Source organism: Burkholderia sp. PvR073, from assembly GCF_054055695.1.
This window is the reverse complement of record NZ_JBSRXO010000017.1, coordinates 75,566-92,108: the sequence shown is the minus strand read 5'-3', so window position 1 is coordinate 92,108 and position 16,543 is coordinate 75,566. Positions and strand designations below refer to the sequence as shown.

Sequence of the window (16,543 nt, the reverse complement as noted above, 5' to 3'; positions counted from 1 at the left end):
CGCCGATGATAGTGCGGATTCCCGTGTGAAAGTAGGTAATCGTCAGGCTCCCTAAGCCAAGAACCCCCGCCCGACAAGGCGGGGGTTTTTGCATTGGCGGCGTCGGAAAGCGCGATGGCAGCGAGGGGCGCCGTCGTCGTTGGCGCATCTCTTCTTCCCGTCACGGGCGCAGGTCCCTGCGCGCCGAGCATGTCGGTGCGTGACAGTCGCTGCATCGACTCACTTTTGGATCCCGCAGTTCGCCGATTGCCGGCATGTCGCAGCTCAACCGATCTGCGATGCGTGTCCTGCAACCACACGCCAGTCGCTCCCCGACCGGCGCCACAGGCGCGTATAGGCGAACATGCCGTTGAATGCTGCGCCGTCGAAACGACCGGCAAGCATCGCCTTCGTCGTGGTGAGAATCATCTCGCCGATCATCTTCGTCCCCATCTCCTGGATATCGAGTGCGTCGAGGCGCAGCAGCTTCGCGCGATGCGCGGACAGATCGTCGTGCTTCGCAATGACCTGCCCGGTCGGAACGGTGAAGATCAGGTTGTCGTCCAGCAACGTGTCGAGTGCGTCGACGTCGTTGGTGAGCATCGCCGCTCGAAGTGCGGCTTCATACGGTTCGATGACTGCACGAACTGCATCCATATCGGGCCTCGCATCAGTTCGAAGGATCGGGATTCCACGCGTGCTCGCCGGGCGGGCCGCGGTGGCCTTCGCATGCCGGCATCACGGCTACTCGACAGAGACTACTCCGCTTTCGACAGCGCCCCGACGCCACACCATCATCAGCAAGCAGATACCGATCGACGCGAGGATGTCGACCGACGGATAGAACGCAACCGCGACATGCCACGTATTCAGCGCGTACTTGATCACGCACAGCGTACGGTCGGACCGAGACCGGCAAGCTCGATCAGCGTGACCCGACAGATCGACATCGTCGGGTCGTCGGTCAGCATCCAGAGCGGTATCGCCGATAGCGCCGCGCACACGAAAAGCCAGTCGACGCGGAGCCAGCCGTGTTCACCTCGAAACAGGGTCGCGACGAAAGTCAGCAAGCCGGCGGCCGCGCGCGTCGACGGCATGTCGCGCTGATCCCGCAGCGTGCCCGGGCCCCGCAGCGTGCCCGGCCCCGTCGCGCATCAATGCTCCGGTTGCGCCGCATTGACGTCGCGCCGAAACGCGCCGGGGCTCGTCCCCGTCCATTTCCGGAACGCGCGATGAAACGCGCTGGGTTCGGTGAAGCCGAGTTCGGCCGCGATTTCCGCGACGCTGAGCCTGTGCGCGCGCAGCAGCGACTGGGCCAGTGCGCCACGCAGTTCGTCCTTGATCGACGCGAAGCTCTGTCCCTCGCTGCGCAAGCGTCGTCGCAGCGTCGCGGGCGTCGTGCCGAGGCGCACGGCCAGCGTGTCGAAGTCCGGCCACTCGGCGGCCGGCAGTGCCTTCAGGTGCGCGCGCGTTTTTGCCACCCAGCCGGTGTCGTGCCGGTAGCGGACCAGCAGGTTGCCGGGCGCGCCGCGCAGGAAGGTCTTCAATGCCTGTGCGGAGCGGATCGTCGGCAGCGCGAGATACGCGGCGTTGAAGGCGAGCCGGCTGTCGGGCCGGTCGAAATGGACCGGTACCCCGAAGAACTGGTGGTAATCGCTGCGGTGGTCGGGGCTCGGGCACGCGAAATCGATGCGCTGCAGTGGAATGCGCCGGCCGGTCAGCCAGCAGGCGACGCCGAGCAGGATCAGCCAGAACGTCCGGTAAGCGAACGCGGAATAGGGCGCGCCCGCCTGTTTGAGCACGATCTGCGCCTGCCCGTCGGCGACCACGAGCTCGCCGTGCGGCTCGTCGAGCACCACGCGCAGGAACTGCAGCGCACGCCGCAGCGCCTTCTCGAGCGTGCCCGCGTCCAGCACGGCATGGCACAGCAGCATGAAGCTGCCACGCCGCATCGGGCGGGCCGCGAGCCCGAAGAATTCGTCGTCGATCGCGGTGGCGATCGCCAGCCACAGCCGGCCATACTGCTGCGGCGTGACGGGCCCGCGCACGGCGGCCGGCAGGCCGGCCGCGTGCAGCACGGGCCCGACCGGAATCCGTTGCCGGCTCAGGCTCTCGAGCGCATCCTCGACGAAATCGGGCGAGATCATTTGCGGCCCCATTTTTTCATGCCCTCCAGACATGGCAAAAGCGATCACGATTCTAGATTCTGTTTGTCATTGATTGCAATGTGACTGCTGTCTACCATCATCGATATACCCTCGGTTCGCCGGCGGTCATAACGAACAGGAGACACGCATGCGTGATGGAGCAACTGCCCGGGAGGTGCCGGCCTACGCCGACGCCGTGGCCGGCTTCCGTATCGAGACCGCCGCCGCATATCTGCACGGCGACCTGGAGCAGGGTCTGAACGCCTGCGTCGAATGCTGCGACCGGCATGCGGCGGCGGACGCGAACGCGATCGCACTCGACTGGATCGACGTCGGCGGCCGGCATCGCAGCTTCACGTTCGCGCAGATGCAGGCGCTGTCGGCGCGCGTCGCGAACCTGCTGGTCGAGCAGGGCGTGAAGCCGGGTGACGTGGTGGCCGGCCTGTTGCCGCGCACGCCCGAACTCGTCGCGACGATCCTCGGCACGTGGCGCGCGGGGGCCGTCTACCAGCCGCTTTTCACCGCGTTCGGACCGAAGGCGATCGAACACCGGCTGCGCATGAGCGATGCGCGGCTGATCGTCACCAACATCGCGAATCGCGCGAAGCTCGACGAGATCGTGGATTGCCCGCCGGTCGCCACGGTGCGCGAGCCGGGCGACACGCTGCCGGCCCGCGACATCGATTTCCGTGCGGCGCTCGACGCGCAGTCGGGCACGTTCGAACCGGTGCCGCGCAAGGGCACCGACCTGTTCATGATGATGTCGACGTCGGGCACGACGGGTTTGCCGAAGGGCGTGCCGGTGCCGCTGCGCGCACTGCTCGCGTTCGGCGCCTACATGCGCGACGCGGTGGACCTGCGCGCCAGCGACCGCTTCTGGAACATCGCCGATCCGGGTTGGGCATACGGTCTCTACTACGCGATCACGGGCCCGCTGCTGCTCGGCCATGCCACGACGCTGTACGAAGGCAGCTTCACGGTCGACAGCACCTGCGACGTGATCGAACGGCTCGGCATCACGAGCCTCGCCGGTTCGCCGACCGCGTACCGGATGCTGATGGCGGCCGGCACCGAAGTGGCGGCGCGGCTGAAAGGGCAACTGCGGGTCGTCAGCAGCGCGGGCGAACCGCTGAATCCGGAAGTCGTGCGCTGGTTCCACGCGGCGCTCGGCGCGCCGATCCACGATCACTACGGTCAGACCGAACTCGGGATGGTCGTGAACAACCATCACGGGCTCACGCACGTCGTCCATACCGGTTCGGCCGGTCTCGCGATGCCCGGCTATCGCGTCGCGGTACTCGACGAAGCCGGTCGCGAGCTCGGCCCGGGCGAGCCCGGCAACCTCGCGATCGACATCGCACGCTCGCCGCTGCTGTGGTTCTACGGCTACTGGCAGCAGGATACGCCGGCGATCGCGGGCGGCTACTACCGGACCGGCGACAACGTCGAGCTCGAGCCGGACGGCACTGTGAGCTTCATCGGCCGCGCGGATGACGTGATCACGTCGTCCGGCTACCGGATCGGCCCATTCGACGTAGAAAGCGCGCTGATCGAACACCCGGCCGTCAGCGAGGCCGCGGTGATCGGCGTGCCGGACCCGGAGCGCACGGAGATCGTCAAGGCGTTCGTCGTGCTGTCGAAAGGTTTTGAGGGCACGCCGGCGCTGGCCGACGAACTGAGCCAGCACGTGAAGCGGCGGCTGTCGGCCCACGCGTATCCCCGCGCGATCGACTTCGTCGACGCGCTGCCGAAAACCCCGAGCGGCAAGATCCAGCGTTTCGTTCTGCGCAAGATGGAAGCCGAGAAGGCCGCTCAATCCTGAAGAATGAATACGGAGTGCGAATGAATATCGAGGATCGCGTTTTTCTGATTACGGGCGCCGGTTCGGGCCTCGGCGCCGCGGTGGCGCGCATGGTGGTGGCCGAAGGCGGCAAGGCGGTGTTGCTGGACGTCAATGAGGATGCCGGTGCGAGCCTCGCGCACGAACTCGGTGCGGCCGCATGCTTCGTGAAGACCGACGTGACGAGCGAAGCCGACGGGCAAGCGGCCGTTGCCGCCGCGCGCGACGCGTTCGGCCGCATCGATGCGCTCGTGAACTGCGCGGGCGTCGCGCCGGGCGAGAAAGTCGTCGGCCGCGAAGGCCCGCATTCGCTCGAGCGCTTCGCGCGCGCGGTGTCGATCAACCTGGTCGGCACGTTCAACATGATCCGGCTGGCGGCCGACGTGATGTCGAAGCAGGACGCCGACGCGCAGGGCGAGCGCGGCGTGATCGTCAACACCGCGTCGGTCGCGGCGTTCGACGGACAGATCGGGCAGGCCGCGTATGCGGCATCGAAGAGCGGCGTGGTGGGCATGACGCTGCCGATCGCGCGCGAACTCGCGCGGTTCGGCATTCGCGTGGTGACGATCGCACCGGGCATTTTCGCAACGCCGATGATGACCGGCATGCCGCAGGACGTGCAGGACGCGCTCGGCAAGAGCGTGCCGTTCCCGCCGCGGCTCGGCCGCCCCGACGAATTCGCGGCGCTGGTGCGCCACATCGCCGAGAACACGATGCTGAACGGCGAAGTCATTCGTCTCGATGGCGCGTTGCGCATGGCGCCGCGCTGAAAACTGAAACTGGAACTGGAGAAATTCGATCATGACGACACAGGATCCGATCGTAATCGTCGGTGCGGCACGCACGCCGATGGGTGGTTTTCAAGGCGACCTCGCCGGGGCCAGCGCGAGCGAGCTCGGCGCGGCGGCAATCCGCGCGGCGCTCGAGCGCGCGCGTGTGCCGGCCGAGCGCATCGATGAAATCGTGTTCGGCTGCGTGCTGCCTGCCGGCCAGGGTCAGGCGCCGGCGCGGCAGGCCGCGCTGAAGGCCGGATTGCCGCTGGCCGCGGGCGCGACCACGGTCAACAAGATGTGCGGCTCCGGGATGAAGGCCGCGATGTTCGCGCACGACCTGCTGCTGGCCGGGTCGGCCGACGTGGCGGTCGCGGGCGGGATGGAGAGCATGACGAACGCGCCGTACCTGCTGCCGAAGGCGCGCGCGGGGATGCGCATGGGTCACGGCCAGGTGCTCGACCACATGTTCCTCGACGGGCTCGAGGACGCGTACGACAAGGGCCGGCTGATGGGCACGTTCGCGGAGGATTGTGCGCAGGCCTACCAGTTCACGCGCGAGGCGCAGGATGCGTTCGCGATCGCGTCGCTGACACGTGCGCAACGTGCAATCGCGGAAGGGCGCTTCACGTCGGAGGTCGCGCCGGTGACCGTGAAGGCCGGCAAGACCGAAGCGGTGGTCTCGATCGACGAGCAACCGGGCAAAGCGAAGCTCGACAAGATTCCGACGCTCAAGCCGGCGTTCCGCGAAGGCGGCACGGTGACGGCGGCCAATTCGTCGTCGATTTCCGACGGCGCGGCCGCGCTCGTGATGATGCGTCGCTCGGAAGCGGAGCGGCTCGGCCTCACGCCGAAGGCCGTGATCGTCGGGCATTCGACCTACGCGAACAAGCCGGGCCTGTTCGCGACGGCACCGATCGGCGCGATTCGTAAGCTATCCGAAAAAAACGGCTGGAACCTGCGCGACGTCGACCTGTTCGAGATCAACGAAGCCTTCGCGGTGGTCGTGATGGCCGCGATGCGCGATCTCGACCTCTCGCACGACAAGGTCAACGTGCACGGCGGCGCGTGTGCGCTCGGCCATCCGATCGGCGCATCGGGTGCACGCGTGATGGTGACGCTGCTGGCCGCGCTCGAATCGTATGGCCTGAAGCGCGGCATCGCATCGCTGTGCATCGGCGGCGGCGAGGCGACGGCGATCGCGATCGAGCGCGTCGCGTAACGCGCACGCGGTCACGCTTCACGCGTGGGACGGCTCGTACGCCGTCTCGCGACGCGGGCGGCGGGCATCGTGCCCGTCGCCCGTTTTGTTTTCCCCGGGAATGCGCGATCGCGCTACGCGCTCGCGCCCGGCGACACCGCACCGCACGCGCGGATCACGAGTTGCACGACGTGCTCGGTCTTCTCGGCGAAGGCCTTCTGCGTGAACGCACGCTTGCCGCTCAGCGCGCGGATCTGCGCATCGAAATCCGCATAGTGCTGCGTGGTCGCCCAGATCAGGTACATCAATGCGTGCGCATCGATCGGTGCGAGCAGCCCGCGCGCGATCCAGCCTTCGATCACGTTCACGCGCGTGTCGAACCACGGCTTCACACGTTCCGACAGGATGTCCTGCATGTGCTCGGCGCCGTGGATGATCTCGTTGGCCCACACCTTCGAGCCGAGCGGGCGCCGTCGCGACAGATCCATCTTCGCGCGCACGTAGCTGCCGATCGCCTCGACCGGATCGTCACCGGCCTCGAACGAGCCGGCCGCGCGGTGCCAGTCTTCGAACAGGTCGTCGAGCACACGGCGGTACAACGCCAGCTTCGTCGGGAAGTAGTAATGCAGGTTCGCCTTCGGCAGGCCCGCCCGTTCGGCGATCATCGCGGTGCTCGCGCCGTCGAGCCCGCGCTCCGCGAACACGGCTTCCGCGCAGGCCAGCAGATGCGCTTCGTTGGACTCGCGGATGTGCGCCTTGCGTCGCCGCAAAGGCGGGCCCGTTTCGTCGTGGCCGCCGGCTGCGGTGGCCGCTTCGTCATGTCTCATCATTGCCCTCGCGCGGCAGGCGTGCCGCGTTGGGCTTCATTCTAGTCGCAGGTCTGCATCGAACGCACGTGCGCGCATGGATCCGCGCGTGCGCGATGCTGCGATGCGATGGCACGTTTCTCGCTCGAACAGGTCACGCAAGAAAGACGTTGCGCTGGACATTTTGATGGTCTAAAACCTGTCCAATCGGACAGGATTCGACGAGCGGCGGAACGCAGTGCCAGCATCCCGCCGATCGATCGGACGAATCGCACGAACGATGCGCACCTGCACCTCGCAGGTGCGGGTTTGCCCCGACAGCAGCAATGCGTGCACCGGCACCGACCGGCTCACGACATGACCGACCCCACAGGAGCGATACGAATGGACACGGTATCGGAAACAGTGAAGCGGGCAGCATTCGACACGTCGATCAAGATCGACGGCAGACGGCTGTGGGACAGCCTGATGGAGGTGGCGAAGATCGGCGCGACGCCGAAGGGCGGCGTCTGCCGCCTCGCGCTCACCGATCTCGACAAGGCCGGGCGCGACCTGATCGTCAGTTGGGCCAAGGCGGCCGGCTGCACGGTGACGGTCGATACGATGGGCAACGTATTCATGCGTCGCGCGGGGCGCGTGGCCGACGCGGCACCGGTCGTCACCGGCTCGCACGCGGATTCGCAGCCGACCGGCGGCCGCTTCGACGGCATCTACGGCGTGCTGGGCGGCCTCGAGGTGATTCGCAGTCTGAACGATCACGGCATCGAGACCGAGCATCCGGTCGAGGTCGTGATCTGGACCAACGAGGAAGGCTCGCGCTTCGCACCGGCGATGGTCGCGTCGGGCGTGTTCGCGGGCGTGTTTTCGCTCGAATACGGGCTGTCGCGCAAGGACGTCGACGGCAAGACGATCGGCGAGGAGCTGGCGCGCATCGGCTATGCCGGCGACGTGCCGTGCGGCGGCCGCAAGCTGCATGCGGCGTTCGAGTTGCATATCGAGCAGGGGCCGATTCTCGAAGCGGAGTGCAAGACGATCGGCGTGGTGACCGACGCGCAGGGGCAGCGCTGGTACGAGATCACGTTCACCGGCCAGGAAGCGCATGCGGGGCCGACGCCGATGCCGCGCCGCCGCGACGCGCTGCTCGGCGCGTCGCGCGTCGTCGATCTCGTGAACCGGATCGGCCTCGATCACGCGCCGTTCGGTTGCGCGACGGTCGGGATGATGCAGATTCATCCGAACTCGCGCAACGTGATTCCGGGCCGCGTGTTCTTCACCGTCGATTTCCGTCATCCGGACGACGCCGTGCTCGCGAAGATGGATGCCGCGCTGCGCGACGGCGTCGCGCGCATCGCGGGCGAGATCGGGTTGGAGACTGCGCTCGAGCAGATTTTCTACTACAAGCCCGTCGCGTTCGATCCGGCCTGCGTGGCGGCCGTGCGCGACGCGGCCGACCGCTTCGGCTACTCGCATCGCGACATCGTGTCGGGTGCGGGACACGACGCGTGCTATCTGGCGCAGGTCGCGCCGACGTCGATGGTGTTCGTGCCCTGCGTCGACGGCATCAGCCACAACGAGATCGAGGACGCGACGCCTGCGTGGATCGAGGCAGGCGCGAACGTACTGCTGCACGCGATGCTCTCGCGTGCGTGCGAGCCGGCTTCATGACGGATCGGATGTAGCGCGGCCGGCAGGCTGCTCATCGCCTGACCGTAGCACTCCAAAACATAGCCGCCCGACTGTGCATTCGCAGCCGGCGGGGACGGCTTTGTCTCCACTCAGTCGAAGGAACGCGTATGACCACCAAGCCAACCGGCGATATCGCCGCGCATCGCCTGACGTCCACGCAACTCTCGTGCGAATTCGCCGATATCGCGCCGCTGCTCGATCCGACTGCCGCCGCGGCCGCCGCCAGCCGCTGCCACTACTGCTACGACGCGCCGTGCGTGCAGGCTTGCCCGACGCAGATCGATATCCCGAGCTTCATCCGCAAGATCGGCAACGGCAACCTGAAGGGCGCGGCGACCGACATCCTGTCCGCGAATCCGCTCGGCGGGATGTGTGCACGCGTGTGTCCGACCGAGATCCTGTGCGAAGGCGCGTGCGTGCGCAATCACCAGGACGCGCAGCCGGTCGCGATCGGCGCGCTGCAGCGGCACGCGACCGACTGGGCGATGGCGACCGGTGCGGTGCGCTTCACGCGTGCGCCCGATACGGGGCGGCATGTCGCGGTGGTCGGCGCGGGGCCGGCCGGGCTTGCCTGCGCGCACCGGCTCGCGCTTGCCGGGCATCGCGTCACGCTGTTCGACGCGCGGCCGAAGGCGGGCGGCTTGAACGAATACGGCATCGCCGCGTACAAGACCGTCGACGATTTTGCACAGCGCGAAGTCGAGTGGCTGCTGTCGGTCGGCGGTATCGCGCTGGAGACGGGCGTCGCGCTCGGCCGCGACGTGACGCTCGACGCGTTGCGCGAGCAGCATGACGCGGTGTTTCTCGCGATGGGGCTGGGCGGCGTGCGCACGCTCGCGATCGACGGCGAGCAGTTGACCGGCGTGATGAACGCGGTCGACTTCATCGAGCAGGTACGACAGGCCGACGGGCTGGAGAACGTGCCGGTCGGGCGGCGCGTGGTCGTGATCGGCGGCGGCAACACGGCGATCGACGCGTCCGTGCAGAGCCGCAAGCTCGGCGCCGAGCGCGTGACGATGGTGTACCGGCGCGGCGTGGACGCGATGAGCGCGACGTGGGCCGAACGCGAGTTCGCGCAAAAGAGCGGCGTCACGCTCGTCACGCACGCGAAGCCGGTGCGCATCGCGGGCGCGGACGGGCACGTGACGGGTGTCGAATTCGAGGCCGCGTCGGGCGAACGCTTCACCGTCGACGCGGACATGGTGCTGAAGGCAATTGGCCAGACGCTGGTGCCGGACGGTATCGCGGCCGCATTGCTGACGGCGGACGGCACGCGCATCGCGGTCGATGCGGACGGACGCACCGCGTTGCCCGACGTGTGGGCCGGCGGCGATTGCGCGGCGACGGGCGGTATCGACCTCACGGTGCAGGCCGTGCAGGACGGCAAGCGCGCCGCGGCCGCGATCGACGCGGCGCTCGCGCAGCGCGACGCCAAGGCCGCGTGAGCGCGGCCTACGCAACGGCATCGCGCATGCCGCGCGGATCACGATAAACGCCCCATTTTCACGGAGCCGAACATGGCCGACCTTCGCTGCACCATCGCAGGCATCACTTCGCCGAACCCCTTCTGGCTCGCCTCCGCGCCGCCGACCGACAAGGCGTACAACGTCAACCGCGCGTTCGAGGCGGGCTGGGGCGGCGTCGTCTGGAAGACGCTCGGGCTCGATCCGCACGTCGTCAACGTCAGCTCGCGCTACGGCGCGGTGCAGTGGAACGGCCAGCGGATCGCCGGGCTGAACAACATCGAGCTGATCACCGACCGTCCGCTCGACGTGAACCTGAGAGAGATCGCGCAGGTGAAGCGCGACTGGCCCGACCGCGCGCTGATCGTGTCGCTGATGGTGCCGTGCAACGAGCGCGACTGGAAATGGATCCTGCCGCTCGTCGAGGATACGGGCGCCGACGCGGTCGAGCTGAACTTCGGCTGTCCGCACGGGATGAGCGAGCGCGGGATGGGCGCGGCCGTCGGGCAGGTGCCGGAATACGTCGAGATGGTCACGCGCTGGGTCAAGGAAGGCACGAAGCTGCCGTGCCTCGTGAAGCTCACGCCGAACATCAGCGACATCCGGATGGGCTCGCGCGCTGCCTACAAGGGCGGCGCGGACGGCGTGTCGCTGATCAACACGATCAACTCGATCGTCGCGGTGGACCTCGACCAGATGGCGCCGATGCCGACCGTCGACGGCAAGGGCACGCACGGCGGCTATTGCGGCCCCGCGGTCAAGCCGATCGCGCTGAACATGGTCGCGGAGATCGCGCGCGACCCGGAAACGCCGAACCTGCCGATTTCCGGCATCGGCGGGATTTCGTCGTGGCGCGACGCGGCCGAGTTCATGGTGCTCGGCGCCGGCAGCGTGCAGGTGTGCACCGCCGCGATGCACTACGGCTTCCGGATCGTGACGGATCTCGCCGACGGGCTGTCGAACTGGATGGACGAGAAGGGCTACGCGACGCTCGACGACATCCGCGGCCGCGCGGTGCCGAACGTCACCGACTGGAAATACCTGAACCTGAAATACGACATCAAGGCGCGCATCGACCAGGACCGCTGCATCCAGTGCGGGCTGTGCCATATCGCGTGCGAGGACACGTCGCACCAGGCGATCACCGCCGAGAAGGACGGCGTGCGGCATTTCGAAGTGGTGGACGCGGAGTGCGTCGGGTGCAATCTTTGCATGCATGTGTGTCCGGTCGAGCAATGCATCACGATGGAGCGGGTCGACGCGGGCGACTATGCGAACTGGACCACGCATCCGAACAATCCGGCGCGCGCCGACGCGGGTGCCGGCCCGGTGGAACCCGCGAAGCACGCGAAGGCGGCCTGACCGGCGGCCGGCGGCGCGGTAGGGGCCGCGCCGCCGCTTGTGTCCTGTTTCGCCGGCATCGCGCGATGCCGGCGCTGACGTTTACGTGGAGCGCTTTCGATGAAACCAGCAGCGATTCCCGCCGATGCCGACAGCGCCGCGGCGCCGGCCGGCAGCCTGTACAACGACGACCTCGCGCCGACGACGGCGGCGCAGCGCACATGGCGGTGGTACCACTTCGCGGCGCTGTGGGTCGGGATGGTGATGAACATCGCGTCGTACATGCTCGCGGCCGGGCTGATCCAGGAAGGCATGTCGCCGTGGCAGGCGGTGCTGACCGTGTTGCTCGGCAACCTGATCGTGCTCGTGCCGATGCTGCTGGTCGGCCATGCGGGCGCGAAGCACGGGATTCCGTACGCGGTGCTCGTGCGCGCGTCGTTCGGCACGCAGGGCGCGAAGCTGCCGGCGCTGCTGCGCGCGATCGTCGCATGCGGCTGGTACGGCATCCAGACCTGGCTCGGCGGCAGCGCAATCTACACGCTGCTCAACATCCTGACCGGCAACGCGCTGCACGGCGCGGCGCTGCCGGTCGTCGGCATCTCGTTCGGGCAGCTCGCGTGCTTCCTGGTGTTCTGGGCGCTGCAGCTTTACTTCATCCTGCACGGCACCGATTCGATCCGCTGGCTCGAGAGCTGGTCCGCGCCGATCAAGGTCGTGATGTGCGTCGCGCTCGTGTGGTGGGCGACGTCGCAGGCGGGCGGCTTCGGCTCGATGCTGTCGGCGCCGTCGCAGTTCGTCGCGGGCGGCAAGAAGGCCGGACTCTTCTGGGCGACGTTCTGGCCGGGCCTGACCGCGATGGTCGGCTTCTGGGCGACGCTCGCGCTGAACATTCCCGACTTCACGCGCTTCGCGCATTCGCAGCGCGACCAGATGATCGGTCAGTCGATCGGGCTGCCGCTGCCGATGGCGCTGCTGTCGGTGGTGTCGGTCGTCGTGACGTCGGCGACCGTCGTGATCTACGGCAACGCGATCTGGGATCCGATCGACCTGACGAGCCGGATGACCGGCATCGGCGTCGGCATCGCGCTCGTGATCCTCACGCTTGACACGATGTGCTGCAATCTCGCGGCGAACCTCGTCGGCCCCGCTTACGATTTCTCGAGCCTGTGGCCGAAGGCGATCTCATATCGCACCGGCGGGATGATCACCGCGACGATCGCGATCGTGATGATGCCGTGGAAGATCCTCGCGACGACGGACGGCTATATCTTCACCTGGCTCGTCGGCTATTCGGCGCTGCTGGGCCCGGTCGCGGGCATCCTGATGGTCGACTACTTCCTGATTCGCGGCACGCGGCTCGATACGCACGCGCTGTTCGACGAGCGCGGCGACTTCAGCTATGCGCGCGGCTGGAACCCGGCCGCCCTGGCCGCGCTCGCGATTGGCGTGCTGCCGAACCTGCCCGGCTTCCTGCATACCGCATTCCCGGCGTCGTTCCCGAACGTGCCGGCCTTCTTCAACACGCTTTACACGTACGCGTGGTTCGTCGGCCTCGTGCTGGCGTCCGGCGTGTACGGCACCTGGATGAAGTGGCGCGCCGCCCAGCGCGCGCAGATCGCGAGCGCGTGATGCGCGCAGGCATGCGGCACCCGACAGTCAACGAGGAGGCAACGACATGGCAATCCTGATTCGTGGCGGCACCGTGGTCGATGCGGACCGCACCTATCGCGCGGACGTACTGTGTGCCGACCCGCAGGACGGCGGCACGATCCTGCAGATCGCCGAGACCATCGACGCGCCGGCCGGCGCGACGGTGGTCGACGCGCACGACCAGTACGTGATGCCCGGCGGCATCGATCCGCATACGCACATGGAACTGCCGTTCATGGGCACGACGGCGAGCGACGATTTCTATTCGGGGACGGCCGCCGGGCTGTCGGGCGGCACGACGAGCATCATCGACTTCGTGATCCCGAGCCCGAAGCAGCCGCTGATGGACGCGTTCCGCGAATGGCGCGGCTGGGCCGAGAAGGCGGCGGCCGACTACGGTTTTCACGTGGCCGTCACGTGGTGGGACGAATCGGTGCACCGCGACATGGGCACGCTCGTGCGCGAGCACGGCGTGTCGAGCTTCAAGCACTTCATGGCGTACAAGAACGCGATCATGGCCGACGACGAGGTGCTCGTGAACAGCTTCTCGCGTTCGCTCGAACTCGGCGCGCTGCCGACCGTGCACGCGGAGAACGGCGAACTCGTGTTCCGGCTGCAGCAGGCGCTGCTCGCGCGCGGGATGACCGGGCCGGAGGCGCATCCGCTGTCGCGTCCGCCCGAGGTCGAGGGCGAAGCCGCGAACCGCGCGATCCGCATCGCGCAGGTGCTCGGCGTGCCCGTGTATATCGTGCATGTGTCGTCGAAGGACGCGGTCGATGCGATCACGCGTGCGCGCAGCGAAGGGCTGCGCGTGTTCGGCGAAGTGCTGCCGGGCCACCTGGTGATCGACGAGGCCGTTTATCGCGACCCGGACTGGACGCGCGCGGCCGCGCACGTGATGAGCCCGCCGTTCCGCTCGGCCGAGCATCGCGAAGCGCTGTGGCGCGGGCTGCAGGCCGGTCAGCTGCATACGACGGCCACCGACCACTGCGTGTTCTGCGCGTCGCAGAAGGCGATGGGCCGCGACGACTTCACGAAGATTCCGAACGGCTGCGGCGGCGTCGAGGACCGCATGTCGGTGCTGTGGCATCACGGCGTGAATTACGGCCGCATCACGCCGAACGAGTTCGTACGGATCACGTCGACGAACGCCGCGCAGATCTTCAACCTGTACCCGCGCAAGGGGGCGGTGCAGGTCGGCGCCGATGCCGATCTCGTCGTGTGGGATCCGGCCGCGACGAAGACGATCTCGGTGAAGACCCATCACCAGCAGGTCGACTTCAACGTGTTCGAAGGGATGACGGTGCAGGGCGTCGCGACGCACACGCTCACGCGCGGCGCGCTCGCATGGGCCGACGGCGAGCTGCGTGCGGTGCGCGGCGCGGGCCGCTACCTGGAGCGGCCGCCTGCCGCCGGCTACTACGAGGCCGCCCGCATCGCGAACCGGCTGCGCGAGCCGCATCCGGTCGAGCGCGCCGGCTGAGCGAGGGCAAAGCGGGCAAAGCGTGCAAAGCGCGCGAAAGGCGCGCTCGCCACGGCGGTCAGCGCGCGTCGCCCGCGTTCGCTTCGCGGATCGGGATCACGGTGCGCGCGCCGCACTGGCGCAGCAGGTCGCGCAGTTCGTTGATGACCGGGAACACCTCGTGGTTCCAGTCGGCGCCCTGCCGGTCGTGCGCTTCCTGCTCGCGCTCGACGATCCAGCGATCCTCGCGGAAGATCCGCTCGGTGAACCAGACGAGCAGCGGCCACGCGAGATCGAGCGCGAACGGGATGCCCGGCTTGTGGATCGACAGCACGCCGAACGTGCGGTTGGTGCGCTGCTCCGCGTCGAGCGGCACGTAGACGATCCACAGGTCCATCACGAGCGTGCCCTCGCTCGAGCGGATCTGCAGCGTCTGGTACGGGTAGAGGGTGCGCACCGTCATCACGCTCTTGTCGGACTGGTCGGCCGGCTTCTTGCTGGCGCCGAACACGAGCGCCTCGCCGACCGGCTGCTTGCCTTCCATCCGTGCGAACGTGTAGTCGACCTCGACCCAGTCGTCGCCGCGCCGGCGGCCGACGCTGCGCGCGCGCATCTGTCCCATCTGCTTGCGATGCAGGAACTGATGGTTCATGTCCATCAGGTTCTCGTGCATGAACGAGTAGTGGCACTTGACCTCGCGGCCGAAGCGGCGCGTCTTGAATGCACGGTCGTCCGCCGATTCGAGCGCGGGGAACGGGCGTTCGTCGGCGAGCGTCGCGTCGCCGGGGAACACGAAGATCAGACCGTGCGCCTCGCGGCACGGATACGCGCGCACGCCGTTGGGCAAACGGTCGCGGCCGAGGTAAGGCACGTCGACGCAACGGCCGCTGTCGCACGCGTAGGTCCAGCCGTGGTAGCAGCAGCGCAGCGTTTCGCCGGACACGACGCCCGCATGCAGCGGCACCTGGCGGTGCGCGCAACGATCTTCGAGTGCATACACGGCGCCGGATTCGGTGCGCACGAGCACGATCGGATCGCCGGCGAAGCGCACGCCGAGCGTCTTGCCGCGCTTGAGCTCGCGCGACCACGCGAGCGGATACCAGTGGTCGGGATGAATGGGCACGCGGCGCAGGTCGCGCACGACTGCGCCGGTGGACGGTTCTTCAAGGGTGCTGCTGTCAGACAAAGGCACTGCGCGCATGCGTGACGCCTCCTGGCAAGCTGGTGAGTTCCGGGCGCCGCGTGATGCGGCGGGGACTGATCTGGAGAAGTCTACGCGAAGTTGGCCCGTGCAGCTGACCTGATCGGGGTTTGCCCCGTCGGCGCGGCATGCGGTTCGTTGATGCAGCTCAAACGCGGCCGGCGGCGCGGGCCGGGCGCGTCATGCTGCGGGCCGGCCGCCGCGCCGCCGGCGACCTGTCACAGATGGGCGTCGCGCCACAGTACCGCGTCGGGACGATACAGCGTCGGGAAGCGCTGCTTCAGTCCGGCAACCTTCGGCATGTCGTTGTATGCGATGTACGGCGCGTCGGGATGCAGCTCGAGGTAGTTCTGGTGATACGCCTCGGCCGGATAGAAGCCCTTGTACGGCTCGACGCGCGTGACGACGGGCGACGGGAACGTGTGCGCGGTGCCGAGCTGCGCGATGTACGCGGTCGCGACGGCCCGCTGCTGCGCGGTGGTCGGGAAGATCGCGGACCGGTACTGCGAACCTTCGTCGGGGCCCTGACGGTTCAGTTCGGTCGGATCGTGCGCGACCGAGAAGAACACCTGCAGCAGCCGGCCGTACGTGACCTGCGTCGGGTCGAAGACGATGCGCACCGATTCCGCATGGCCGGTCAGCCCGCTGCCGACCAGCGCGTAATGCGCGGTTTCGGAGGCGCCGCCCGCATAGCCGGCCGTGACCTGCTTCACGCCCTTCACGTGCTCGAACACGCCCTGCACGCCCCAGAAGCAGCCGCCGGCGATCACGGCGGTTTCCTCGTGGGCTGTGCCCGGGGTTTCGTCGAGCGTCGGCGCGGGCACCGTGCGCATCGGTTCCGCGGAACTGACGACGCGCTGGTAGCCGAACACGGCGGCGGCCGCGAGGGCGATCGCGCCGATGCGGCGCAGCATGGCCGCCCGCCGCCGCGGTGCGGAATCGCGAGTGGATGTCGGGATCATGAGTTGCTCCTTCGAAAACGAGGGACGAAATAAGG

Annotated in this window: 13 protein-coding genes and 1 pseudogene; 8 read left to right on the top strand and 6 right to left on the bottom strand. The window is 67.9% G+C overall.

Going from position 1 to position 16,543, the window contains the following annotated elements; all coding sequences use genetic code 11:
- Positions 1-264: 264 nt before the first annotated feature.
- The 3 genes and pseudogenes from ACVK00_RS31960 to ACVK00_RS31950 form a co-directional block, all read right to left on the bottom strand.
- Positions 265-636: a nuclear transport factor 2 family protein gene (locus ACVK00_RS31960; RefSeq protein WP_228910433.1), complete on the bottom strand. Its 372-nt coding sequence runs from the start codon at positions 634-636 to the stop codon at positions 265-267.
- An 87-nt stretch (positions 637-723) separates the two neighbouring features.
- A pseudogene (locus ACVK00_RS31955) lies at positions 724-1,061 on the bottom strand (hypothetical protein); the annotation flags it as partial.
- 72 nt (positions 1,062-1,133) lie between these two features.
- Positions 1,134-2,138 carry an AraC family transcriptional regulator gene (locus ACVK00_RS31950; protein ID WP_228910434.1) on the bottom strand — a complete coding sequence of 335 codons (1,005 nt, stop codon included), beginning with the start codon at positions 2,136-2,138 and terminating at the stop codon, positions 1,134-1,136.
- Between the two features lie 136 nt (positions 2,139-2,274).
- On the opposite strand from ACVK00_RS31950, the gene ACVK00_RS31945 reads away from it, so the two are divergent.
- The 3 genes from ACVK00_RS31945 to ACVK00_RS31935 are packed head-to-tail and all read left to right on the top strand — an operon-like array spanning position 2,275 to position 5,958.
- A complete protein-coding gene (locus ACVK00_RS31945; RefSeq protein WP_228910435.1) occupies positions 2,275-3,948 on the top strand; it encodes an acyl-CoA synthetase in 1,674 nt (557 codons plus the stop codon).
- A gap of 20 nt (positions 3,949-3,968) precedes the next feature.
- Entirely contained in the window at positions 3,969-4,736 is a 768-nt protein-coding gene (locus ACVK00_RS31940) for a 3-hydroxyacyl-CoA dehydrogenase (protein WP_228910436.1), read from the top strand.
- 31 nt (positions 4,737-4,767) lie between these two features.
- Entirely contained in the window at positions 4,768-5,958 is a 1,191-nt protein-coding gene (locus ACVK00_RS31935) for an acetyl-CoA C-acetyltransferase (RefSeq protein ID WP_284900140.1), read from the top strand.
- Between the two features lie 113 nt (positions 5,959-6,071).
- Here ACVK00_RS31935 and ACVK00_RS31930 read toward each other — a convergent pair whose 3' ends face one another.
- Entirely contained in the window at positions 6,072-6,764 is a 693-nt protein-coding gene (locus ACVK00_RS31930) for a TetR/AcrR family transcriptional regulator (RefSeq protein WP_284900143.1), read from the bottom strand.
- Positions 6,765-7,127: 363 nt separating this feature from the next.
- On the opposite strand from ACVK00_RS31930, the gene ACVK00_RS31925 reads away from it, so the two are divergent.
- The 5 genes from ACVK00_RS31925 (at position 7,128) to hydA (ending at position 14,366) form a co-directional block, all read left to right on the top strand.
- The gene (locus ACVK00_RS31925) at positions 7,128-8,408 is read left to right on the top strand and encodes a Zn-dependent hydrolase (RefSeq protein ID WP_228910437.1); all 1,281 of its coding nucleotides are present in this window, start codon (positions 7,128-7,130) and stop codon (positions 8,406-8,408) included.
- 128 nt (positions 8,409-8,536) lie between these two features.
- Positions 8,537-9,874 carry an NAD(P)-dependent oxidoreductase gene (locus ACVK00_RS31920; protein WP_284900137.1) on the top strand — a complete coding sequence of 446 codons (1,338 nt, stop codon included), beginning with the start codon at positions 8,537-8,539 and terminating at the stop codon, positions 9,872-9,874.
- 72 nt (positions 9,875-9,946) lie between these two features.
- A complete protein-coding gene (preA, locus tag ACVK00_RS31915) occupies positions 9,947-11,254 on the top strand; it encodes an NAD-dependent dihydropyrimidine dehydrogenase subunit PreA (RefSeq protein WP_105787772.1) in 1,308 nt (435 codons plus the stop codon).
- A gap of 99 nt (positions 11,255-11,353) precedes the next feature.
- On the top strand, positions 11,354-12,862 hold the full coding sequence (locus tag ACVK00_RS31910) for an NCS1 family nucleobase:cation symporter-1 (protein ID WP_105830975.1): 1,509 nt from the start codon (positions 11,354-11,356) through the stop codon (positions 12,860-12,862).
- A 46-nt stretch (positions 12,863-12,908) separates the two neighbouring features.
- Positions 12,909-14,366 (top strand): dihydropyrimidinase, encoded by a 1,458-nt coding sequence (gene hydA / locus ACVK00_RS31905; RefSeq protein WP_284900132.1) that lies wholly within the window; start codon positions 12,909-12,911, stop codon positions 14,364-14,366.
- 58 nt (positions 14,367-14,424) lie between these two features.
- Here the strand turns inward: hydA and ACVK00_RS31900 are convergent, their stop codons facing one another.
- Together ACVK00_RS31900 and msrA are read right to left on the bottom strand one after the other, a co-directional pair.
- Positions 14,425-15,546 (bottom strand): aromatic ring-hydroxylating oxygenase subunit alpha, encoded by a 1,122-nt coding sequence (locus ACVK00_RS31900; protein WP_228910440.1) that lies wholly within the window; start codon positions 15,544-15,546, stop codon positions 14,425-14,427.
- 218 nt (positions 15,547-15,764) lie between these two features.
- Positions 15,765-16,508: a peptide-methionine (S)-S-oxide reductase MsrA gene (msrA, locus tag ACVK00_RS31895; RefSeq protein ID WP_284900129.1), complete on the bottom strand. Its 744-nt coding sequence runs from the start codon at positions 16,506-16,508 to the stop codon at positions 15,765-15,767.
- Between the last annotated feature and the right edge of the window lie 35 nt (positions 16,509-16,543).

Bases quoted from the DNA above. Each gene is read 5' to 3' on its own strand.
- ACVK00_RS31925 (WP_228910437.1), top strand. From the start codon at position 7,128: ATGGACACGGTATCGGAAACAGTGAAGCGGGCAGCATTCGACACGTCG.
- ACVK00_RS31910 (WP_105830975.1), top strand. From the start codon at position 11,354: ATGAAACCAGCAGCGATTCCCGCCGATGCCGACAGCGCCGCGGCGCCG.
- ACVK00_RS31935 (WP_284900140.1), top strand. From the start codon at position 4,768: ATGACGACACAGGATCCGATCGTAATCGTCGGTGCGGCACGCACGCCG.
- ACVK00_RS31920 (WP_284900137.1), top strand. From the start codon at position 8,537: ATGACCACCAAGCCAACCGGCGATATCGCCGCGCATCGCCTGACGTCC.
- ACVK00_RS31940 (WP_228910436.1), top strand. From the start codon at position 3,969: ATGAATATCGAGGATCGCGTTTTTCTGATTACGGGCGCCGGTTCGGGC.
- ACVK00_RS31930 (WP_284900143.1), bottom strand. From the start codon at position 6,764: ATGAGACATGACGAAGCGGCCACCGCAGCCGGCGGCCACGACGAAACG.
- msrA (WP_284900129.1), bottom strand. From the start codon at position 16,508: ATGATCCCGACATCCACTCGCGATTCCGCACCGCGGCGGCGGGCGGCC.
- ACVK00_RS31945 (WP_228910435.1), top strand. From the start codon at position 2,275: ATGCGTGATGGAGCAACTGCCCGGGAGGTGCCGGCCTACGCCGACGCC.
- ACVK00_RS31950 (WP_228910434.1), bottom strand. From the start codon at position 2,138: ATGGGGCCGCAAATGATCTCGCCCGATTTCGTCGAGGATGCGCTCGAG.
- ACVK00_RS31900 (WP_228910440.1), bottom strand. From the start codon at position 15,546: ATGCGCGCAGTGCCTTTGTCTGACAGCAGCACCCTTGAAGAACCGTCC.
- ACVK00_RS31960 (WP_228910433.1), bottom strand. From the start codon at position 636: ATGGATGCAGTTCGTGCAGTCATCGAACCGTATGAAGCCGCACTTCGA.
- hydA (WP_284900132.1), top strand. From the start codon at position 12,909: ATGGCAATCCTGATTCGTGGCGGCACCGTGGTCGATGCGGACCGCACC.
- preA (WP_105787772.1), top strand. From the start codon at position 9,947: ATGGCCGACCTTCGCTGCACCATCGCAGGCATCACTTCGCCGAACCCC.